23 protein-coding genes are annotated in these 20,452 nt (G+C 67.9%); 8 read left to right on the top strand and 15 right to left on the bottom strand.

All coding sequences use genetic code 11. The features are described from left to right. Nucleotides 1-23: 23 nt before the first annotated feature. Nucleotides 24-1,871 carry a phosphoenolpyruvate carboxykinase (GTP) gene (locus tag P0Y50_10970; protein ID WEK39067.1) on the bottom strand — a complete coding sequence of 616 codons (1,848 nt, stop codon included), beginning with the start codon at nucleotides 1,869-1,871 and terminating at the stop codon, nucleotides 24-26. A 195-nt stretch (nucleotides 1,872-2,066) separates the two neighbouring features. On the opposite strand from P0Y50_10970, the gene P0Y50_10965 reads away from it, so the two are divergent. Next, nucleotides 2,067-2,702 (top strand): DUF938 domain-containing protein, encoded by a 636-nt coding sequence (locus tag P0Y50_10965; protein WEK39066.1) that lies wholly within the window; start codon nucleotides 2,067-2,069, stop codon nucleotides 2,700-2,702. 14 nt (nucleotides 2,703-2,716) lie between these two features. On the opposite strand, the gene P0Y50_10960 is transcribed toward P0Y50_10965, so the two are convergent. Beyond that, complete coding sequence (locus P0Y50_10960) at nucleotides 2,717-3,214, bottom strand: hypothetical protein (protein WEK39065.1); 498 nt, start codon at nucleotides 3,212-3,214, stop codon at nucleotides 2,717-2,719. Between the two features lie 279 nt (nucleotides 3,215-3,493). Here P0Y50_10960 and P0Y50_10955 point away from each other — a divergent pair, with 279 nt between their 5' ends. After that, nucleotides 3,494-4,267 (top strand): pseudouridine synthase, encoded by a 774-nt coding sequence (locus tag P0Y50_10955; protein WEK39064.1) that lies wholly within the window; start codon nucleotides 3,494-3,496, stop codon nucleotides 4,265-4,267. Between the two features lie 96 nt (nucleotides 4,268-4,363). Here P0Y50_10955 and P0Y50_10950 read toward each other — a convergent pair whose 3' ends face one another. Genes P0Y50_10950 through P0Y50_10920 form a run of 7 tightly spaced genes read right to left on the bottom strand, consistent with a single transcriptional unit; the run spans nucleotide 4,364 to nucleotide 9,592 of the window. Further along, nucleotides 4,364-5,116: an ATPase gene (locus P0Y50_10950; GenBank protein WEK39063.1), complete on the bottom strand. Its 753-nt coding sequence runs from the start codon at nucleotides 5,114-5,116 to the stop codon at nucleotides 4,364-4,366. Nucleotides 5,117-5,156: 40 nt separating this feature from the next. Next, on the bottom strand, nucleotides 5,157-6,182 hold the full coding sequence (locus P0Y50_10945; GenBank protein WEK39062.1) for an RluA family pseudouridine synthase: 1,026 nt from the start codon (nucleotides 6,180-6,182) through the stop codon (nucleotides 5,157-5,159). After that, nucleotides 6,179-6,574 (bottom strand): fluoride efflux transporter CrcB, encoded by a 396-nt coding sequence (crcB, locus tag P0Y50_10940; protein ID WEK39061.1) that lies wholly within the window; start codon nucleotides 6,572-6,574, stop codon nucleotides 6,179-6,181. Before crcB ends, P0Y50_10945 begins: the two co-directional genes overlap by 4 nt. A 40-nt stretch (nucleotides 6,575-6,614) precedes the next feature. Then, the gene (locus P0Y50_10935) at nucleotides 6,615-7,103 is read right to left on the bottom strand and encodes a hypothetical protein (GenBank protein ID WEK39060.1); all 489 of its coding nucleotides are present in this window, start codon (nucleotides 7,101-7,103) and stop codon (nucleotides 6,615-6,617) included. A 49-nt stretch (nucleotides 7,104-7,152) separates the two neighbouring features. Next, nucleotides 7,153-7,506, bottom strand: coding sequence for a DUF1304 domain-containing protein (locus tag P0Y50_10930; protein ID WEK39059.1), 354 nt, complete (start codon nucleotides 7,504-7,506; stop codon nucleotides 7,153-7,155). A gap of 27 nt (nucleotides 7,507-7,533) precedes the next feature. Continuing rightward, nucleotides 7,534-8,259 (bottom strand): RluA family pseudouridine synthase, encoded by a 726-nt coding sequence (locus P0Y50_10925; protein WEK39058.1) that lies wholly within the window; start codon nucleotides 8,257-8,259, stop codon nucleotides 7,534-7,536. 16 nt (nucleotides 8,260-8,275) lie between these two features. Further along, the gene (locus P0Y50_10920) at nucleotides 8,276-9,592 is read right to left on the bottom strand and encodes a replication-associated recombination protein A (protein ID WEK39057.1); all 1,317 of its coding nucleotides are present in this window, start codon (nucleotides 9,590-9,592) and stop codon (nucleotides 8,276-8,278) included. Between the two features lie 75 nt (nucleotides 9,593-9,667). On the opposite strand from P0Y50_10920, the gene P0Y50_10915 reads away from it, so the two are divergent. Beyond that, nucleotides 9,668-10,090 carry a VOC family protein gene (locus tag P0Y50_10915; GenBank protein ID WEK39056.1) on the top strand — a complete coding sequence of 141 codons (423 nt, stop codon included), beginning with the start codon at nucleotides 9,668-9,670 and terminating at the stop codon, nucleotides 10,088-10,090. A gap of 12 nt (nucleotides 10,091-10,102) precedes the next feature. On the opposite strand, the gene P0Y50_10910 is transcribed toward P0Y50_10915, so the two are convergent. Next, complete coding sequence (locus tag P0Y50_10910; protein ID WEK39055.1) at nucleotides 10,103-11,506, bottom strand: Do family serine endopeptidase; 1,404 nt, start codon at nucleotides 11,504-11,506, stop codon at nucleotides 10,103-10,105. Nucleotides 11,507-11,667: 161 nt separating this feature from the next. On the opposite strand from P0Y50_10910, the gene mutL reads away from it, so the two are divergent. Continuing rightward, the gene (gene mutL / locus P0Y50_10905; protein ID WEK41565.1) at nucleotides 11,668-13,569 is read left to right on the top strand and encodes a DNA mismatch repair endonuclease MutL; all 1,902 of its coding nucleotides are present in this window, start codon (nucleotides 11,668-11,670) and stop codon (nucleotides 13,567-13,569) included. 7 nt (nucleotides 13,570-13,576) lie between these two features. Here the strand turns inward: mutL and P0Y50_10900 are convergent, their stop codons facing one another. After that, nucleotides 13,577-15,079, bottom strand: coding sequence for a hypothetical protein (locus P0Y50_10900; GenBank protein WEK39054.1), 1,503 nt, complete (start codon nucleotides 15,077-15,079; stop codon nucleotides 13,577-13,579). Between the two features lie 203 nt (nucleotides 15,080-15,282). On the opposite strand from P0Y50_10900, the gene P0Y50_10895 reads away from it, so the two are divergent. Next, nucleotides 15,283-15,744 carry a low molecular weight phosphotyrosine protein phosphatase gene (locus P0Y50_10895; GenBank protein ID WEK39053.1) on the top strand — a complete coding sequence of 154 codons (462 nt, stop codon included), beginning with the start codon at nucleotides 15,283-15,285 and terminating at the stop codon, nucleotides 15,742-15,744. On the opposite strand, the gene P0Y50_10890 is transcribed toward P0Y50_10895, so the two are convergent. After that, nucleotides 15,725-16,015, bottom strand: coding sequence for a hypothetical protein (locus P0Y50_10890; protein ID WEK39052.1), 291 nt, complete (start codon nucleotides 16,013-16,015; stop codon nucleotides 15,725-15,727). The two genes, P0Y50_10895 and P0Y50_10890, sit on opposite strands and share 20 nt — an antisense overlap. A gap of 96 nt (nucleotides 16,016-16,111) precedes the next feature. Between P0Y50_10890 and P0Y50_10885 the strand changes: the two genes are divergently transcribed. After that, on the top strand, nucleotides 16,112-16,630 hold the full coding sequence (locus P0Y50_10885; GenBank protein WEK39051.1) for a sigma-70 family RNA polymerase sigma factor: 519 nt from the start codon (nucleotides 16,112-16,114) through the stop codon (nucleotides 16,628-16,630). Continuing rightward, the gene (locus tag P0Y50_10880) at nucleotides 16,627-17,211 is read left to right on the top strand and encodes a hypothetical protein (protein WEK39050.1); all 585 of its coding nucleotides are present in this window, start codon (nucleotides 16,627-16,629) and stop codon (nucleotides 17,209-17,211) included. The genes P0Y50_10885 and P0Y50_10880 overlap by 4 nt, the downstream gene beginning before the upstream one ends. A gap of 161 nt (nucleotides 17,212-17,372) precedes the next feature. Here P0Y50_10880 and rsmD read toward each other — a convergent pair whose 3' ends face one another. Genes rsmD through P0Y50_10865 form a run of 3 tightly spaced genes read right to left on the bottom strand, consistent with a single transcriptional unit; the run spans nucleotide 17,373 to nucleotide 19,950 of the window. Then, nucleotides 17,373-17,945: a 16S rRNA (guanine(966)-N(2))-methyltransferase RsmD gene (gene rsmD, locus P0Y50_10875; GenBank protein ID WEK39049.1), complete on the bottom strand. Its 573-nt coding sequence runs from the start codon at nucleotides 17,943-17,945 to the stop codon at nucleotides 17,373-17,375. A 4-nt stretch (nucleotides 17,946-17,949) separates the two neighbouring features. Then, nucleotides 17,950-18,360, bottom strand: a complete 411-nt coding sequence (locus P0Y50_10870) for a GFA family protein (protein ID WEK39048.1) — start codon at nucleotides 18,358-18,360, stop codon at nucleotides 17,950-17,952. Between the two features lie 21 nt (nucleotides 18,361-18,381). Further along, on the bottom strand, nucleotides 18,382-19,950 hold the full coding sequence (locus P0Y50_10865; protein WEK39047.1) for a pseudouridine synthase: 1,569 nt from the start codon (nucleotides 19,948-19,950) through the stop codon (nucleotides 18,382-18,384). On the opposite strand from P0Y50_10865, the gene tadA reads away from it, so the two are divergent. Further along, complete coding sequence (gene tadA, locus P0Y50_10860; GenBank protein ID WEK39046.1) at nucleotides 19,939-20,421, top strand: tRNA adenosine(34) deaminase TadA; 483 nt, start codon at nucleotides 19,939-19,941, stop codon at nucleotides 20,419-20,421. The genes P0Y50_10865 and tadA overlap by 12 nt on opposite strands. Nucleotides 20,422-20,452: the final 31 nt, after the last annotated feature.

Below are 20,452 nucleotides of genomic sequence, written 5' to 3'. Positions count from 1 at the left end.
CCCTCAATGCAAGCCTCGGCTGACTATTCCGCCGCCATAGCCGCGCCCGCCGCCCGGTCCAGCCGCGCGACCAGCGCCGCGTGCTGGTCCCACAGGGCGGTCGGCAGCCGCTCGCCGAACCGGCGATAGAAGTCGGGGATCAGCGCCGCCTCCTCGACCCAGACGCCGGTGTCCACGTCCAGCAGGATCGCCATCTGCTCCGGCGTCAGCGTCAGACCCGACAGGTCCAGCGCCTCGGGCGACGGCGTCCGGCCGACCGGCGTGTCCACCGCCTCGGCCTCGCCGTCGATCCGCTCGGCGATCCACTTCAGCACACGAAGGTTGTCGCCGAAGCCCGGCCAGACGAACCGCCCATCCTGATCCTTACGGAACCAGTTGACAAAGAAAATGCGCGGCAGTTTCGACGCCTCGCGCCCCTGCCCCATCTTCAGCCAGTGGGCGAAATAGTCCCCCATGTTGTAGCCGCAGAAGGGCAGCATGGCGAACGGGTCGCGACGCAGTTCGCCGACCTTGTTCTCGGCCGCCGCCGTGCCCTCCGACGCCACGGTCGAACCCATGAAGACGCCGTGCTCCCAGTCGAACGCCTCCGTCACCAGCGGCACCGCGCTGGCCCGACGCCCGCCGAACAGGATGGCGTCGATCGGCACGCCCTTCGGGTCTTCCCATTCCGGCGCGATGGCCGGGCACTGGCTGGCGGGCGAGGCGAAGCGCGCGTTCGGATGCGCCGCCGGTTCGCCCGACGCCGGATCGTGCGGCTGCCCCTTCCAGTTGGTCAGGCCCTCGGGAGGGGTCCTGGTCATCCCCTCCCACCACACGTCGCCGTCGGCGGTCAGGGCGGTGTTGGTGAAGATGGTGTTGGTCGCCAGGGTCTCGAGCGCATTGTGGTTGGTGTCGCGGCTGGTGCCTGGCGCCACGCCGAAGAAGCCCGCCTCCGGGTTCACCGCATATAATCGCCCGTCGTCGCCGAACCGCATCCACGCGATGTCGTCGCCGATGGTCTCGGCCGTCCAGCCCGGCAGGCTGGGCTGAAGCATCGCAAGATTGGTCTTGCCGCACGCACTCGGGAAGGCCGCGGCCACATATTTCGCCCGGCCCTTCGGATCGGTCAGCTTCAGGATCAGCATATGTTCGGCCAGCCAGCCCTCGTCGCGGGCCATGACCGAGGCGATCCGCAGCGCATAGCATTTCTTGCCCAACAGGGCGTTGCCGCCATAGCCCGAACCATAGGACCAGATTTCGCGCGTCTCGGGGAAATGGACGATCCATTTGTCGTCGTTGCAGGGCCAGGCCACGTCCGCCTGCCCCTCGGCCAAGGGCGCGCCCAGCGTATGGACGGCGGGCACGAACACCCCCTTGTCGCCCAGCTGATCCAGCGCCGGCTTGCCCATCCGGGTCATCACCCCCATCGACAGGGCGACATAGCCGCTGTCGGTGATCTCGACGCCCAGGGCGCTGATTTCCGAGCCCAGCGGCCCCATGCAGAAGGGCGCGACATACATCGTCCGCCCGGCCATGCAGCCGTCGAACAGGCCCGCCAGACGGTCGCGCATCTCGATCGGATCGGCCCAGTTGTTGGTCGGCCCGGAGTCCGCCTCGTCCTCGGAACAGATGAAGGTCCGGCTTTCGACCCGCGCCACGTCGCGCGGATCGGAGGCGGCGTAGTAGCAGCCCGGCCGCCTGTCCTGATCCAGTTCCTTCAGCGTGCCCTTGGCCAGCAGATCGGCGACGATGGCCTGTTTCTCGGCCTCCGATCCGTCGCACCAGTGCACGCGGGCGGGCCGGGTCAGGGCGGCGATCTGCTCGACCCAGGCGATCAGCCCGGCATGGGCGGTGGGCGCCGGACGCAATCCGGGCGTGGTGGAAATGGACAAGGACGTCTCCTGAGCAAAGGAGGCCTGGCGATCTGACGCCGCCATGGCCCGAAAACATTACGATCACGCACTGTTACAGGCGAATTGCGCCCCCGGCCCTTCGGCGTCAAATCGTGCAAGAAATCGGCGGATCGTCCGTCTTTGGCGGTGAGAAATCACAGATGCCCTGAGCGCCGTCTGGCGGTATCAGGGCGTATGAACAGTCTGGATTCCATCGCCGCCCTGCCGGACGGCGCCCTGACCTCGCCGGCCGCGCGCCGCAATGCGGAGCCGATCCTGCGCGTCCTGCGCGCCCATCTCCCGGCCGCCGGATCGGTGCTGGAGATCGCCTCGGGATCGGGCGAACACGCCGTCGCCTTTTCGTCAGCGATGCCCGGCCTGCGCTGGACGCCCAGCGACCCCAGCGCCGAGGCGCGCGACAGCATCGCCGCCTGGACCCGCACTGCCGCCCTGCCCAATCTTGCGGCGCCGCTAGACCTGGACGGCCAGGACCCGACGACATGGCCGACCGGACCGTTCGACGCCCTCTATTGCGCGAACATGACGCACATCAGCCCCTGGTCGGCGACCGAGGGGCTGATGGATCTGGCGGGCCGGGCCCTGAGACGTCCGGGCGGCCTTCTGGTTCTGTACGGCCCCTATCGCGAGGCGGAAGTCCCATTGGCGCCGTCCAACGCCGCCTTCGACACCAGTCTGAAGTCGCGCAATCCCGACTGGGGCCTGCGCGACCGCGACGCCGTTCAGGCCCTGGCCCGCGCCCACGGCCTGATCGCCACGCTGCGCGTCCCCATGCCGGCCGAGAACCTGATGCTTCTGTTCAGAACTGTCTGATCAGGTCCATTCAATCAGGACAGGGCCGCGACCGCCTTGGACAGGTCCGCCCGTTCGTTCAGCACGGTCGGCTGACCGCCGCCAAAAATGGCCGCCTCGGCCTCGGCTTCGACCTCCACCCCGAACCGTTCGGCCGTCAGGGCGACGCCGTCGGCGAAGGCGAGGATGGTCAACTCATTGGCGCGGGCCAGATCGATCAGCGAACGCACCGCCGCCAGCGACGCCTCGTCGCTCGATCCGCCGGGCACGACCAGCCCCTTCAACCGGCCTTCCGCAATGTCCCTGGCCGTCGCGGTGGCCAGCACGGTCACGCCGCCCGCCGACAGACTGGCCTCGCCGGTCGACATCGGCGCCAACCCGACGCCCTCGCCCCGCAACGCCCCTTCCACATCGCCCAGCGCCCCGAACTCCATATTGCGCCGCATCACCAGACCCATGCGCAGACGGATGGGAACGGGGCGGTTGAAGCCGTTGCGGCGCGGTCCAGCGGAAGATTTGTTTTGAGCGTACAAGACGTATCCTTTGTGGGTTTCAATAATGTCTCGGATTCACCGCCCGAAGCGCACAAATCCTTCACCCCGATCGCCAGAAAAACAGACATCGACGGACCCGACAAAAGCCGTCCGGCACTCTGACTGATTTGGGGTGTTCCGAGGGATATAGTGTCGATGCGTCGCGCATCAACCCGCAGACCGGGAATCACATGGCCATGATTGCTGAAATCCAGCCCCCGCCTTGCCCGCGCCAGGCCCCGCCCCTAGACAACCGCATCGACTGGACGACGGAATCGCATGGCCTTCACCCGCACCTATGACGGCGACGAACCCGTTCGCGTGAACAAATGGCTGGGCCAAACCGGCGTCTGTTCCCGGCGCGAGGCCGACAGCCTGATCGCCAACGGCCTGGTCTCCATCGACGGCGAGACCATCGCCGATGCGGGGCGCAAGATTCAGCCCGGCGAAACCCTGACCCTGAACGACACCGCCCAGGCCGCCCTGGCCACCGGCATGACCCTGGTGCTGCACAAGCCGGTCGGCTTCGTCTCGGGCCAGCCCGATCCCGGCAAGGTTCCCGCCGTGCGCCTGTTGAAAACGCCCAATCGTATCGGCCAGGGCGAAACCCCCGCCCGCGACGCCTCCCTGCCCCCCATCGGCCGCCTGGACGAGGATTCGCGCGGTCTTCTGCTGCTGTCGTCCGACGGCGTGGTGGCCAAGGCCGTGATCGGACCCGCGTCGGAACTGGACAAGGAATACCTCGTCGTCGTCGAAGGCCAGATCACCGAGGGCAAGCTCAGCAAGCTGCGCCACGGCCTGTCCCTGAACGACAAGCCGCTGAAGCCCGCCCGCGTCACCCAGATCGAACCGCAACGCCTGCGGTTCATCCTGACCGAGGGCAAGTATCGCCAGATCCGTCGCATGTGCGAGCTGGTCGGGCTGGAGGTCGTGGACCTATACCGTATCCGCATCGGCCCGCTTGAGTTGGGCGACCTGCCCGAAGGCCGCTGGCGTCACCTGACCGATCAGGAACGCGCGGCTATCATCGCGGCTTCTACGGCCTCGGCCTGACACCGGGTTCAGTCGACCGGAATCCCAGGTCATCATTCCGGGGCGTCCGAAGGACGAACCCGGAATGACGTTATCCGGCTGAATGTCGTTTGGCCCTCAGTCCAAGGCCCTGAACCACCGATCCAGCAGCTCCGCCTCGGCGCGGCGCGCCTGGGTGCGTTCGGACGCCTCGGCGTCCACGCCCCATTGATCCTCCTGGAACGCCTCGTCGATCCGCGACAGGTCGAACGCCTCTCCCCCGCTGAGCGCGCCCCGCTCGACCGCCAGCGCCAGCACCGCCGACCCCAGCAGGGGCACGGCCGTCGCAAGGCCGGTCAGGCGGAAATCATCCAGCGTCAGGGCGTGGGCCTTGACCCTCGCGATGGCCTCGGGCGACTGCGGCCGGTGGACGATGCCGCTGGTCGGCTCCAGCACGACCCCCATCTCGCGCGCGGCCCAGTCTCGCCAAGGCCCCCATTCGCGGGCCTGCCGCTCGACCAGGGTGGTCGGATGCTCGGCCAGGTAACAGACCACGTCCGATCCGGCATAGGCCGCGATCTCGTCCGCCACAGCCTCGCGCGCGGCTCCGATGCGGTCGATGGCGGTCGAGGCCAGCCGCGTCGCCGGCATGGTCGACGGGTCCAGAAACTCCCCCTGCGCCGCCCACTCCTCCGCCGCCATCCGGGCCGCCGCCTCGGTCGGCAGCGTCAGCGGCGCCTTGTCCGGCGTCTTGGGCGTGCGCCCATCCAACTGCACCGCCCACCCCCCGCCTGGATGCGCGCCCACGCTCGCCTCGGTCCAGAACCGCGCAATACGATCCGGCGAAAGCTCCACGAAGCGCGGACGATGCGGGGCAGGCTGGTCGGTCATGGAAACTCCGTCGAAGATCAGAGGTGGAACGGCCGGACCGTCACCGGATTCGCTTCACGCCCAGGAAGGGGTCGTCTTCGGCCTCGTCCTCGGTGAAGCCGAAGTGGGCGAAGCCGGCCTTCATTTCGGGGCTGAGGGGCGCCGTGACCTTCAGGACGCCGCCGCGCGGGTGGTCCAGTTCGATGCTGCGGGCGTGCAGTTGCAGCTTCAGCGGCCCCGACAGTTCGCGCGACTTCTCGTCGCCGTATTTCGGGTCGCCCAGGATCGGGTGGCCGATCCCCGCCATATGGGCGCGCAGCTGGTGCGTCCGACCGGTGAAGGGCCGCAGCGCCATCCACGCCGCCCGGTGCGAGGCGCGGCTGATCGTCGAGAAGGCGGTTTCCGCCGGTTCGGCGCGCGGGTCCTTGCGCTCGGCCGGGCGCATCATCTCGAAGTCGTTGATGCCGGTCTTCTTCAGCGGCATGTCGATCTGGCCCGAATAGGGTTTCGGATTGCCGATGACGATGGCCCAATAGGTCTTCTTGGCCTGACGCCGCGCAAAGGCGCCCGCCAGCCGCTTGGCCGCCTCTGGCCCCTTGCCCAGCAGCAGGACGCCGGATGTGTCGCGGTCCAGCCGGTGAACCAGACGCGGCCGCGCCAGCCCCTCGCCCCAGGCCGACAGCAGCCGGTCGACGTGGCGGCTGGTCTTGGTGCCGCCCTGAACCGCCAGCCCGTGCGGCTTGTTGATGGCGATCACCATATCGTCTTCGTACAGCACCAGCGACTTGGCGAAGGCGATGTCCTTCTCGGTCAGGGTGTGGGCGTCCCCGGCCTGGCGCGAAGTGTCGTCAGGGATCGGCGGCACGCGCACGGCGGCCCCGGCGGTCAGGCGGCCTTCGGGCTTGATGCGGGCGCCGTCCACGCGAATCTGGCCGCTGCGGGCCATCTTCTGCACCTGGATGTTGGACAGGTGCGGCCAGCGCCGGCGGAACCAGCGGTCCAGGCGGATGCCGTCCTCGTCCTCAGCGACATAGATCGTCAGGACTTCGCGCTTGGGGGCGTCTGCTGCGGGTGGCTGGTCGGTCAAACGGAAACTCCAAGGGCGCGGCGGGCGATCATCAGGCCGACAAACAGGGCGCCGATAGCCAGAACCACCGAGCCGATCACATAGGCGGCCGCCAGGCCGATCTGACGGCGCTCGATCATCTGCACCGCCTCCAGCGAATAGGACGAAAAGGTCGTGAACCCGCCCAGCACCCCGACGGCGGCGAACAGCCTGACCGCCTCCTGCTGCGCGCCGCCCCGGAACGCCAGCCAGCCGGTCAGCAAGCCCATCAACAGGCCGCCCGCGACATTGGCGGCGAATGTGCCGACCGGCCATCCGGCGTTCGGCGCCCATCGACCGGCCGCGACGCCCAGCCCATAGCGCGCCATCGAACCGATGGCGCCGCCGGCCGCGACAAGAAGAAAACGTGTCATCGTGCGGCCTTCTATACGCGGACCGCGGCGAAAGCGATGGTCAGCGCGGGATGGAGCTCTGCACCGACCGCGCATCGTAGGCATAGGGGCTGTCAGGCTTGGCGCCCCGGCCCATGACGACCTCCAGCGTGGTCGAGGTCGGCTGCGGCCCGCTGAAGTTCAGGCCCACGCCCACCCCGACGCCCGATGCGGAATAGCCGCCGTAACGGCTGCTGCCGCCGCCGATGGATACGCTGGGGCTGACGCCGCCCGCGCCGCCGGGACGGCCGTCGGTCCAGCTCTGCGTCACCTCGAACCAGCTATAACCCTGTTCGGTGGTCAGGTCCGCCGCCCGCACCAGCGCCCAGTCGGCGACACGACCCGCCGCGCCCACGCCATTATAGGTCACGCGGTATCGGTTGCTCTCGATCCGCTGCTCGGAATACCCCTGCCCGCCGCTTCCCCGCTGCTGGCCATAGGGCGCCAGGCTGGCGCAGGCGGTCAGGGCCAGGGCGGACAGGCCGGTCAGGGCGATGGCGAGACGTTTCATCGGGTGAATCCTTTCAACGACATAGCGTCGCAATGAGACGGGCGTTCCCTCATACACGCAAGGCCAGCGCGATCAGAGCCAAGGCCGCAGGAACCGCCTGCACCAGCAGAATCTTCCGGCTGACCGTCGCGGCCCCGTAAAGCCCCGCGACCACCACGCAGGCCAGAAAGAAGACCTTGATCTGAAACCCGCCCGCGCCCAGCCACAGCCCCCACGCCAGACCCGCGACCAGAAACCCGTTGTACAGGCCCTGGTTGGCGGCCATCACCTTGGTCGCCTCGGCCTTTTCCACACTCAGGCCAAAGGCTTTTCGCCCGCGCGGCGTGGTCCACAGCGCCATTTCCAGCACCACGATATAGGCGTGGATCAGCGCCACGATGACGATCAGCAGGGTCGCGATCACGGGCGGCTTCTTGAGGTTCGAACCGTCTTATAGACCCAGCGCGCGCCGCAGCGTCTGGAAATCTTCCGGCGGCGGGGCCTCGACTGTCGTGGTCCCCCCTTCGGGATGCGGAAAGCTCAGTTTCGCCGCGTGCAGCATCAGGCGCGGCGCGGGTCCGACCGGCGTGGTCAGGGCCCCGCCATAGCGCACGTCTCCGATCAGCGGCCGCCCCAGATGCGCCATATGCACCCGCAACTGATGCATCCGCCCGGTCAGCGGCTCCAGTTCCATCACCGCCCCGTGATCGCTGGCGGCCAGGGTGCGGTATCGGCTCTGTGACCCTTGCGCGCCCGGCGCGTCGAAGGCGACGACCCGCATATAGGATTCGCGCCCGATCTCCTCGCGGCGCAGGGGCGCATCGACCGTGCCGGATCGCGGGTCCGGCGCCGCCGACAGCAGGGCCAGATAGGTTTTCCTGAACCGCCGCATCTGCAACGCCTTGCCCAGAAAACCGGCCGCCGGCTTGGTCTTGGCCGCCAGGATCACGCCCGAGGTGTCGCGGTCCAGCCGATGCACCAGTTCCGGCCGCTTGCCGTTCGACCGCGCAAACGCCCACAACAGGTCGTCCAGCGTGTGCGCCTTGATCCGTCCGCCCTGGCTGGACAGGCCGCTGGGCTTGGAAAAGGCGAAGATATGGGCGTCCTCGTGGATCACCCACGACCGGACGGCGGCGATCTCATCTTCGGACAGGGCGACGGGCTGGCGTTCGGACATCGGGCGCTTCTAGAGGTCAGTCCGCCGGATCGTCCACCGCCATCCGCGCCCGCATCGCGGCCCAGCGCTCCAGCCGCGCCTTGACCTTCTCCTCGTGCCCCTCGCCCTTGGGCTGATAGAAGGTGCGACGCTCCATCTCGTCGGGGAAGAAGTTCGCGCCCGAAAACCCCTCGGGCGTCGAGGGGTCGTATTGATAGCCCTTGCCGTAGCCCAGCGACTTCATCAGCTTGGTCGGGGCGTTGCGGATATGGGCGGGCGGCATCAGCGATCCGGTCTCATAGGCCGCCTTCTTGGCCGCCTTGAACGCCTCATAGACCCCGACCGACTTGGGCGCAGTGGCCAGATGCACCACTGCCTGCGCCAGCGCCAGTTCGCCCTCGGGGCTGCCCAGGAAGTCGTAGGTGTCCTTGGCCGCATTGGCGACCAGGATCGACAGGGGGTCCGCCTCGCCAATGTCCTCGACCGCCATCCGCACGATCCGCCGCGCCAGATACAGCGGATCCTCGCCCCCGTTCAGCATCCGCGCCAGCCAATAAAGCGCCGCGTCCGGGTCCGACCCCCGCACCGATTTATGCAGGGCTGATATGAGGTTATAGTGTTCTTCTCTACTCTTGTCGTAGGCGGGCGCCCGGCGCTGCAGCACCCCCGCCAGCCCCTGCACGTCCAGCCGCTCGTCCTCTGGCAGGTCGAACAGCACCTCCGACATGGTCAGCAGATAGCGCCCGTCCCCGTCCGCCAGCGCCAGCATCGCCTGACGCGCCTCGGGCGTCAGCGGCAGGGCCCGCTCCATATGCGCCTCGGCGCGGCCCAGCAGCTGATCCAGCGCCGCATCGTCCAGCCGTTTCAGCACATAGACCTGGCTGCGCGACAGCAGGGCCCCGTTCAGCTCGAAACTGGGGTTCTCGGTCGTGGCCCCGACCAGTGTGACCACCCCCGCCTCAACGAAGGGCAGGAAGCCGTCCTGCTGGGCGCGGTTGAAGCGGTGAATCTCGTCCACGAACAACAGGGTCGACTGCCCCGCCGCCCGTCGCATCCGCGCCGCCTCGAACGCCTTTTTCAGGTCCGCGACGCCGGAGAAGACCGCGCTGATCGCCTGATATTCATAGCCCGCCGCCTGGGCCAGCAGCCGCGCGATGGTGGTCTTGCCCGTCCCCGGCGGCCCCCACAGGATCATCGACCCCAGCCGCCCGGCCTCGATCATGCGCCGGATCGGCCCGCCCGGCCCCAGTAGATGGTCCTGCCCCACCACCTCGTCCAGCGTGCGCGGGCGCAGCCGGTCGGCCAAAGGGGCGTCGGGGGGCAGAATGCCGGAGGCTTCGAACAAATCGCTCATGGGTGCGACCTATGTAGGCGTTCGCCTTCGGCTTTTCACGCGCTAGTATCGCATCCCGACACGGAGACCGCCCTCATGACCGACGCCCGCCCCGACCAAGGCCCGACTTCCGGCGTGACGCCCCGTCTGACGATCCCGTCGCGCGGCGCCTCGGCGGCGGTGGACTTCTACATCATCGCCTTCGGGGCCGAGGTTCTGGATCGCCGCCTGGCCGACGACGGCGAGCGGCTGATGCACGCCCATCTGCGGATCAACGGCGCCAGCGTCATGGTGAACGACGAGTTCCCGGAATACACCGGCGTCCAGGACGTACGTCCCGCCGGCGTGACCCTGCATCTTCAGGTCGCCGACCCCGACGCCTGGTGGACCCGCGCCCTGGTCGTCGGCGGCGCCGAACCCGTCATGGACATGGCCGATCAGTTCTGGGGCGACCGCTACGGCGTCCTGCGCGACCCCTTCGGCCACACATGGTCCATCGGGGGCCCGACGAAGGGCTGAAGCGCCCTTCCCTTATCTCAGCACGCCCCGGATCTGACGGCCGCCGCGGTTGATGACGACCTCCCACGGGCCGCGACCGGAACTGGCGGCCTCGACGTCGCGGGCCGAGGCGATGGCGCGGCCGTTGATGCTGACGATCAGGTCGTTCTGGCGGAAGCCCGCCCGCGCTGCATAGCCGCGCCCCGACAATCCGGTGACGATCACCCCGCTGGCGAACGGATCGCCGCCCAGCCGGTCGGCCAGCGCCGGGTTCAGCGCCACCACCTCGGCGCCCGCGAACGGACCGGACGTGATGGTCACGCCCCCGTTGGGATCGGCGTCGCCCGGCAGGGGCTGCACCCGCGCCGTCAGGGTCTGGGCCCGCCCGTCGCGCAGGATGACGACCTGCACCTGATCGTTCGGATTGCGCGAGCCGACGCGATAGTTCAGCCCGCCCTGATCGTTGATCTCCTGGCCGTCGACGGCGGTGATGACGTCGCCCTGGCGCACGCCCGCGCGCGCCGCCGGGCCGTTGGCGTAAACCTCCGTGACCACCAGCCCCTGCGGCCGGCTCAGGCCCAGGCTGCCGGCGATGTCGCCGGTCACAGTGTCGCCCTTCACGCCCAGCCAGGGCCGCACCACCTGTTTGGCGCCGCCCAGGGCCGAATCCACCACCCGCTTGACCATGGCGGCGGGCACGGCGAACCCGACCCCGGCCGAGGAGCCGGATCGCGAGAAGATGGCGGTGTTGATGCCGATCAGATCGCCGTCCATGTCCACCAGCGCCCCACCCGAATTGCCCGGGTTGATGGCCGCATCGGTCTGGATGAAGGAGCCCGAATCGGAAATCCCCGTCTCGGTGCGGTTCAGGGCCGAGATGATGCCGTTGGTCACCGTCTGGCCCACGCCGAACGGATTGCCGATGGCCAGGACCAGATCGCCGACCTGCTGCTGCTCGCGATCGTCGATGGCCAGCACCGGCAGGCGGTCGCTGACATTCTCCAGCCTCAGCACGGCGATGTCGCTGCGCTCGTCGGCCAGGATGACCGTGGCCGGAAACTCGCGCCGGTCGTTCAGCACGACCTTGATCTGCTGGGCGCCGTCGATGACGTGGTTGTTCGTCACCACGATTCCGTCCGAACGGACGATCACGCCCGACCCGACCGATTCCGCCACCCGCGCCTGGGGAATGCCGCCGCCGAACAGCTGGAAGAAGGGATCGGCCTGCACCCGCTGCACGCTGCGGGCCGAGATATTGACCACGGCCGGCGCCGCCGAACGCACCACGGGCGCGAAGCTGGACTTCATTCCCCCGGCGTCGCTGGGCACGTTGCGCGTCGGCTGGGCGAACTCGCCCTCCTGCGCCTTGGACGGTTGAGGATTGCCGCAGGCTGACAGGGCCAGTGTGGCGGCGAGCACGATCGATCGGGTCTTCATCGTCATCCGAGGCTGCAAGGCTTCACGCCGCGCCATTCCGCACCCGGTTTCGGGCTGGATCAAGGCGCGTTTGCGTCTTAACGGTCAAGCTGTCGCCCCGTTCCCCGCCGGTGGAACGCCGCATGGCGCGAATCCCCCGCGCGCCCTATCTTGGGCTGCTCATGCCCATCCGTCGCCTCTCCCCCGAAACCGTCAACCGCATCGCCGCCGGCGAGGTGGTCGAACGGCCCGCCAGCGCCATCAAGGAGTTGGTCGAGAACGCCCTGGATGCGGGCGGGACCAATATCGAGATTCAGGCCGACGGCGGCGGCCTGTCGCGCATCCTGATCGCCGATGACGGCAAGGGCATCCCGCGAGCGGAACTGCCGCTGGCCATCGAACGCCACGCCACATCCAAGCTGGAGCCGGATGACGCGGGCGACGTGGACCTGCTGCGCATCCACACCTTGGGCTTCCGGGGCGAGGCCCTGCCCTCCATCGGCTCGGTCGCCCGTCTGTCCATCACCACCCGGTCCCGCGACGAGACCAACGCCTGGGCCATTCAGGTCGAGGGCGGCGAGACCCGCCCCCTGACGCCCGCCCCCTTCCCCGGTCCGCACGGCGCGCGGGTCGAGGTGCGCGACCTCTTCTACGCCACCCCCGCCCGGCTCAAGTTCATGAAGTCCGAGCGGGCCGAGGCCATGGCCATTTCGGAAGAGATCAAGCGTCAGGCCATGGCGCACGAGGCCGTCGCCTTCACCCTGTCGCTGGACGGCAAGGTGACCCTGCGCCTGCCCGCCGAACATCCCGGCGACGAAGGGCGGCTGAAACGCCTGTCCGCCCTGCTGGGCCGCGACTTCGAGGCCAACGCCCTGTTGATCGATCAAGAGCGGGACGGCGTGCGCCTGTCCGGCTATGCGGGCCTGCCCACCTATTCGCGCGGCAATGCGGCGCATCAGTATCTGTTCGTCAACGGCCGCCCGGTGAAGGATCGGCTGCTGCAAGGGGCCCTGCGCGGCGCCTATGCCGACTTCTTGGCGCGGGACCGGCACCCGGCCGCCGTCCTCTTCCTCGACATCGATCCCCTCTATGTCGACGTCAACGTCCACCCGGCCAAGGCCGAGGTCCGGTTCCGCGATCCGGCCCTTGTGCGCGGCCTGATCGTCGGCGCCCTGAGGCACGCCCTGCACGCGGCGGGCCACCGCGCCTCAACCACCGTCGCCGCCGACGCCCTATCGGGATTCCAGCCCCACACCGGCGTCGCCACACATCTCGGTTCCGGCCCCGCCTACAGCCCCAGCGCCCCCTCGGCCCGGGGGTTCAGCGGCTGGACCGGCTGGTCCCAGCCCGACGCCGCCGCCCAAATCATCCCCGGCCTCAACGAACGCAGCGCCCGCGTCGAACCGACTTGGGGCGGCCCGTCATGGCCATCGCAACCCGCCCCGGACAGCGACCTCGCCACCCGCCACCCGCCACTCGCCGCTCAACCTCAAGACCCCCTCGACTATCCGCTGGGCGCCGCGCGGGGCCAGCTTCACGCCAACTACATCGTCGCCCAGACCCGCGACGGCCTGGTCATCGTCGATCAGCACGCGGCGCACGAACGGCTGGTCTATGAGCGGATGAAGGCCCAGATGGCCGAGGGGTCCGTGACCCGTCAGGCCCTGCTGACGCCTGAGGTGGTCGATCTGGACCCCGCCGAGGCCGAGCGCGTCGCCGCCCGCGCCGAGGAACTGGCCGAAATGGGCCTGATCGTCGAGGCGTTCGGCGCCGGCGCCGTCCTGGTGCGCGAAACCCCGGCCATGCTGGGCGACACGGACGTTCAGGGCCTGATCCGCGACATCGCCGACGACTTGGCCGAACACGGCCAGGCCCTGTCGCTCAAGGAACGCCTCGCCGCCATCTGCGGCACCATGGCCTGCCACGGCAGCGTCCGCTCAGGCCGCATCCTCTCCGCCCCCGAAATGAACGCCCTCCTCCGCCAGATGGAAGCCACCCCGCATTCGGGCCAGTGCAACCACGGCCGCCCGACCTACGTGGAGCTGAAGCTGCACGACCTGGAGAAGCTGTTCGGGAGAAGGTGAGGCGCGATCAACCAGTGCTGCGCGCATCAATGCTGGCAACCAGCCGCTCCGCGATAAACTCGCGCAATTCGCTGTCGTTGAGGTGTGTAAGCGATGCGTCGTCTGGACTCAGACCAAGCTGTCGGGCCAGCTGTTCCCGATTATAATCGGCGTAAATATCCATCATCCCGCAAAACATCTCGTATGCATTCTTTGCGACCCCGCCATTTCGGCCGACTTCTCCGAAATAATTCTCACCGTACTCCGCATAATCGGCAGCAGCGGCCTCGCTCATCGTTTCGTGCAGAATGTGACCTTGGCCATCCGACGTCATCGCGACAGCCATTACGGATCGAGATTTTTCGCAGGCAGCAACCGATGTAACAGTAGCGATCAAACCGCCGGGTATCGCGTCGGCGAAATTATAAGTCTCACCTACCACCAAGCGCTTCTGTTCATTCGGCCTCAATTCAGAGGAAGGTCGCCCGTCAAAACTGTTCGGAAACACAGCAGCGTCAGCCAACGCCTGTGCAATTTCTAGCGCATCCTTGTGCTTCTGTTCCTGTCGGTAACGGTCAACATGGCGGAATATCCCTTGGCGATTGAAGTCAGGGATATTGAAGCCAAATGGGGCAATCGCCAGCACAGGCAGATCGTCCAAATAGCGGTGGCAGGCAATGTTGGTCACAAAAAGATAGGCGCTTTCCTTCGGGGCATTCTTGTTTCTTTCGAAACGTTCCAATGAACGGATTGCTGCCGTCATGCATTCGGGGCGGTTATCTTCGCTGATATTTTTATCCATCGGAGCATTGATATCGATAAATACCAACCGCTCTGCCTCTGACGGCTTGCGGAGCGCAGCGCACAGATGGGGGATCAGCCTACCAAGGGGTTTTTCGTCACTCCCTCCATCGTGGGTAGTGCGGCCGAGCATGCCTGCGACCGCTCGCATTTTGGCTTCAACTGAGTAGCGCTTACCTGTTGATTTCTTGATGGCAGCAAATTCGCAGTGCTTCGACTGCCTATCTGCCTCGTCCTCTAGAACCAGTTCGTATCCTGCCCGAATAAGCGAGCCAGCTACTACAAGCTCGTAGAATGCGCCCTGAAAATTTGCCGGATCTTTGAGGCGAGCAATCATGCGCGCCTGAAGCTCCACATTGTGCTCCATAAGATAGAGATTGTAGGCAAGACCAAGATAGCAGAACACGGCACCAGTCACATGGCCTGATGCAATCTCGCCGGGCGTTTTGATGAATTGCCGTTGATACAGACAGTATGCTTGGTACCACTGAATAATCGGATGCCGTTCAGGAAATGGCTTGGCAAACTCTTCCTTACCCCAAGCGCCCGGAAAAACTTGCTTGATGTAGTCGCTGAGGAAGTCTGGGAATGTCTTCCATCGATCCGACCAGACTAGGCGATTCTTGACCGCTATAAACTGCTGCTCGCCATCCTTAAAAGCGACGATGGGCTGGCCAAGCCCCTGCTGTCTTTGTCTGATAAGCTCGTCAGCCTGAACTCGCTGAAGCATTGCGGCGGCCTGGCGCGAGCGCGCGTCTGAAAACTCCGCGCGGCCATGACATCGCTTGTATTTCTCCCCGCTACCGCAGGGACATTTCTCATTTCGCCTAGGCTTTTTCATTTTTTGCGACCGAAGATATGTCGAGATTTATTCGAAATCACCATTCGAGCAATAGCATCGCATTTGATCTCGACTCCTCGTTCACGGTTCCCATGCCCTCCATCCTCTTCGTCTGCCTCGGCAACATCTGTCGCTCTCCCCTCGCCGAGGCCGCCCTGCGCGCGGAGGCCCAGCGGCTCCACCTCGACCTGATCGTGGATTCCGCCGGGACCGGGGACTGGCATGCGGGCGAGGCGCCGGACGCGAGGGCGCAGGCGACGGCGCGGCGGCATGGAGTGGAGATTTCGGGGTTGAGGGCGCGGCAGGTGACGCAGGCGGACTTTCGTCGCTTCACCCACATCGTCGCCCTGGACCATGACAATCTGAAAAACCTGCGCCGCCTGCGTCCCGACGACGCTGTCGCCGAACTCAGCCTGCTGCTCGACCACGTCCCCGGCCGCGAGGGCCAGGCCGTCGCCGATCCCTATTTCGGCGACGACGACGGCTTCGAGACCACCTGGGCCGAGGTCACAGCCGCCGCCCGCAATCTGGCGGTCAGGCTTCGCGGCGCGTGATCCGCCGCCAGATGCGCTTGCGCGCCTCGACCACCGACACGCCCAGCAGGGCCGCCACGGTCCAGAACAACGCCTCGGTCGACACCGCCGCCACGATCGCCAGGGTGATCCGCGCCCCGCGATCCACATCCAGATAAAGCCCGATCCCCAGAGAGCCCCAGGCGCACACCGCCGCGACCGCCAGCAACCCGGCCAGCAGCTTCAGAAGCCCTTTGCCGCGCGTCAGCACGCCGGATCTGGCCTTGTCCGTGGTTCCGGTTTCAATCGTCATGGCGAACTCCCTTGGTTTTTCGACGCCTGGGGTGAAAGTCTCGGCGATCTTCCGAGTCTTTCATCGCGACCGACGATTTCACGGAGACCCCCGCGATTGGGACGCGACCAGACCTTTGAGGCCCTGCTGAGCGAACATGGCGCCATGCTGCGCCGGATCGCCTCCGGCTATGAGGCGGATCGCGAGCGCCGCCGCGAGCTGGAGCAGGAGATTCTGCTGGCCGTGTGGCGGGCCGCGCCCCAACATCGGGGCGAGGCGCCCTTGCGCGCCTTCATCGCCCGCGTCGCCCACAACCGCGCCGTCACCCATGTCGCGCGCGAGGCCGCGGAACCGCGTCGCCAGCCGCTGGACGAAGCCGCACCCAGCGGCGACCCCACGCCCCATGACTGCGCCGAGACACGCGACCTGCACCTGCGGCTGGAGCAGGCGGTGCGCGCCCTGCCCCTGTCGCTGCGCCAGCCCGCCCTGCTGACTCTGGAAGGCTTCACCCCCGCCGAGATCGCCGAGATGCTGGGCCTGAACGCCAACGCCGTCTCCATCCGCCTGACCCGCGCCAAGGCCGCCCTGCGGCGAGCGCTCAATCCCGACGACCCGGCCCCAGAGGTTCGCGCATGACCGATCCCGACAAAGACTGGTCCGACCTGACCCAGGTCTGGACCGCGCCCGCTGTGGGCGAACCGGCGCTGGACGCCCATCTGATCCGCGAGTTGCGAATGCGTGACCGGCTGGCGCGGCTGAACTTCGCAGGCGAGATCGCAGGCGGCGTCGCCGTCATCGCCTTGATCGCCTGGGCCACCTGGACGAAGGGCCTGCCCTGGTCTGTCGCCTTGACGGCCCTGGGGTTCGTCGGCTTCGCCCTGGTCATGACGCTATGGTCCCGAAGCGGCGATCCCGGCCTGCTGACCGACACGCCCCAGGTCGCCCTGCGCTCGGCTCTCGCCCAGGCCCGCGCCGGGCTGCGCTGGGCCTGGGCGGGCGTTGCGATCAGCATCGCCGGGATGGCTTTCATGACCACAGCCGCCCTGCTGTTGCCCGGCCAGCGCGGAACGGACCATAGGCTGATGGCGGGGTTGGGCGGGGTCCTCATCCTGTGCATCGGATTTTATCTGCGTCACGCCAAACTCTGCCGACAGCGCATGGCGGCGCATGAGGCGACGCTGAACGCCCTGGCCGACGGATCCACGAAGACGCTTTAAATCAGCGACTTGGCGTCAACAGGCGTCGACCGGCGCAACAGCCTGCGCGGCCCGGTCTATAATTGCCGACGGTTTGACGCCGCCGAGGAGCACCGCCTGAAATCGCACCTTGTTACGCATTGCACTGTTTTCGGTGGCGCCATGCAGGTCGCAGCCAGCCCTCAGGCCGCCGCTCCCGCGCGCAGGAACAGCACCCGCGCCGCGCCATAGTCGCGGGCGTCCAGACGCTGATAGCCGGGGGTGTCGATGTCCGGCTCGTCGGACCCGCGCTCGAACACCACCAGGGCGCCGGGTTTCAGCCAGTCGCCTTCGGCCAGACGCGCCAGCGTCTGTTCGCCCAGCCCCTTGCCGTAGGGCGGGTCAAGGAAGGCCAGGTCGAACGCCTCGGCGATGGGGCCGGGCCTGACGCCCAGGTCGGTCGCGCTGCGGCGATGAACCCGCGTGCGGCCCATCAGGCCATAGGCGTCGGCGTTCTCGCGGATGGCGCCGCGCGCGCCGTCGTCCGTCTCGACGAACAGGCAGAAGCCCGCCCCCCGGCTGACCGCCTCGAACCCCAGGGCGCCCGATCCGGCGTACAGGTCGATGACCCGCATCCCGTGCAGGCTCTCGCTCCAGGCGGCGTGTTCCAGCACGTTGAACACCGCCTGACGCGCGCGGTCAGAGGTCGGGCGCGTGCCCTGCCCCTCCGGCGCTACGATGGCGCGGCCCTTCAGGCCGCCGGCGACGATCCGCATGGCGTCAGTCCTGCGGCGGCGCGAACTGGGCGTACAGTTCGGCCGTGGTCAGGCGCGGCCGGTCCCCCGCCAAGGCGTAGGTATCGGGCTTGCTATCGATGCAGAACTCGTCCTCCAGCGCGAAGACGCCGGGGTCGTCGAACGCCTGGGCCGAGACCATGGTCATGGCGCCGTCGTTCGACCGCCAGAACAGGCCGGTCCCACAGGCCGGGCAGAACTGGCGCACAGCCCATTCGGACGAGGCATAGGTCGCGACCTCGCCCCGGACCTGGACGCTGTCGCCGCAGTCCACGCTGAACAGGACGCCGCCCGACAGGCGGCGGCATGCGCCGCAATGGCAGGCGTGCATCCCGCCCCTGGGCGTGGCGCTGAAGGTCACGCCGCCGCACAGGCATCGTCCGGTCGAACGGGTCATGTTCAGTTCCTCGCCGACGACCTAGCGCGGGGTGCGCGGCTTGCCGCCCGGCGCGCGACCGCTCGTTCCCGACGGGCCCGCGGGCTTGCCGCCCCCGCCTGGACCACTACGGGGTTTGAAGTCCCGACCGCCGGTCCCTACGCCGCCCGCACGGGGCCCCGGTCCGGCGCGACCACCGGGCTTATGACCGCCCGGCTTGCCGCCGGGGGACGTCCTGCGGTCGTCGATGAACTGGTCGTCGCGCGGTTTGAAGGCGCGCTTGGGCCGATCGCCGTCCTCACGCGACGGGCGGTCGCCGGCGGGGGCGGTGCGTTCGCGCGGCTTGAAGGTCTTGGCGTGTTCGAACTTCGGGGCCGCCTTGGCCCAGCCTTCCTTCTTGGGCGGCCGCTCGCGGCGTTCGACCGCATCCGCCTGGGCGGTTTCGGCGGCGCGGACGCGGCTGGGCTTCCTCGACGGGTCGGACATGGCCGATCCCGAGCGCCCCTTGACGATAGGGGTGGAGACCCGGCGGCCGGGGATGGGCGCGGGCGTCTCGACCGTATTGCCGGTCGGCAGGTTCTCGGGTCGGATGTAGTCGGCCAGCAGTTCGCGGATCACGCGCGGCCCGACCTCCTCGACCGCCCCGATAGGCAGGACGTCCAGGCGGAAAGGTCCATAGGCCAGGCGGATCAGGCGGTTGACCGTCAGGCCGACCGACTCCAGCACCTTACGAACCTCGCGGTTCTTGCCCTCGGTGATCGAGACCGAGATCCACAGGTTGGCCGGGGCCTTGCCGTCCTCGGACTTGCTTTCCTTGGCCTTGTCCAGCGTCGCCTCGATGGGGCCATAGGACACGCCGTCCACGACCACGCCTTCCTTCAAGGCGTCCAACTGGGCCTGGGTGATCTTGCCCCGGGCCCGGGCCCGATACTGACGCACCAGCGAGGTCGAGGGCAGCTCCAGCGCCCGGCTCAGCTCACCGTCGTTGGTCAGCAGCAGCAGGCCTTCGGTGGCCAGGTCGAGCCGTCCGACCGAGATCACGCGCGGCAGACCGGCCGGCAGGGCGTCGAACACCGTCGGGCGACCGGTCGGGTCGCTGTGGCTGGTCAAGAGGCCGGCGGGCTTGTGATAGCGCCAGACGCGCGTCGCCTGCGCCCCGCCGATGGGCTTGCCGTCCACAGTGATCACGTCATCGCGCGTCACCAGGGTCGCGGGCGTGTCCAGGATGCGGCCGTTCACCGCCACCTTGCCCAGGCCGATCAGCCGTTCGACCTCGCGGCGCGAGGCGATGCCGGCGCGGGCCATGGTCTTGGCGATTCGCTCGGCGCGCAGGGGCGTCTCCGGCGTCTTGGACTTGGCGTCCTTGCCGCCTCTGTCGGTGCGCGGCCCGTCGGAGCGGGGCTTATCGCTGCGGGGCCGGTCGCTGCGGGGCCTGTCGGGCTTGTCGCCAAACCGTTTGGCGCCGTCGTCGCGAGGGCTGCGTGGCTTGTCGCCGAATGATTTCGTCCCGTCGCCGCTCTTGCGGGGACCGGAGGATTTAAAGGGCCGGGGCGACCGTTCGTCTTGACGGGCGCGGGGCTTCTTGTCGTTGTCGTCTGTATGGCGGACCATGATGAGCGGTTCATGCGCATGGCGCTGGACCTAGCGCAAGCGGCGGCGGACGCAGGAGAGGTGCCGGTGGGCGCAATTCTTGTCGATCCGACCACCGGAGACGTGATCGCGACGGGCGCCAACGGCCCGATCGGCGCCCACGACCCGACGGCCCACGCCGAGATCGTGGCGATGCGGCGGGCCGCGACGGCGCTGGGCAACTATCGCCTGACGGACCTGACCCTGTATGTGACGCTGGAGCCGTGCGCCATGTGCGCGGGCGCCATCAGCCACGCCCGCATCGGCCGCGTCGTCTGGGCGGCGGACGATCCCAAGGGCGGCGCCGTCATCCACGGTCCGCGTCTGTTCCAACAACCCACATGCCACTGGCGTCCGACGACAGACTCAGGCCTTCTGGCGGATGAGGCGTCCAGCCTGCTCAAGTCCTTCTTCCGTCAACGGAGGGGAACGGCGGCAAACGGCGCACGTTAGAACGCCGCGCCAAGCGGCGCCGCTGGAGGAA

This window comes from Candidatus Brevundimonas colombiensis (assembly GCA_029202665.1).
GTDB classification, from domain to species: Bacteria; Pseudomonadota; Alphaproteobacteria; order Caulobacterales; family Caulobacteraceae; genus Brevundimonas; species Brevundimonas colombiensis.
The sequence above is the reverse complement of the archived record's forward strand: the minus strand, read 5'-3'. Positions and strand labels throughout refer to the sequence as shown.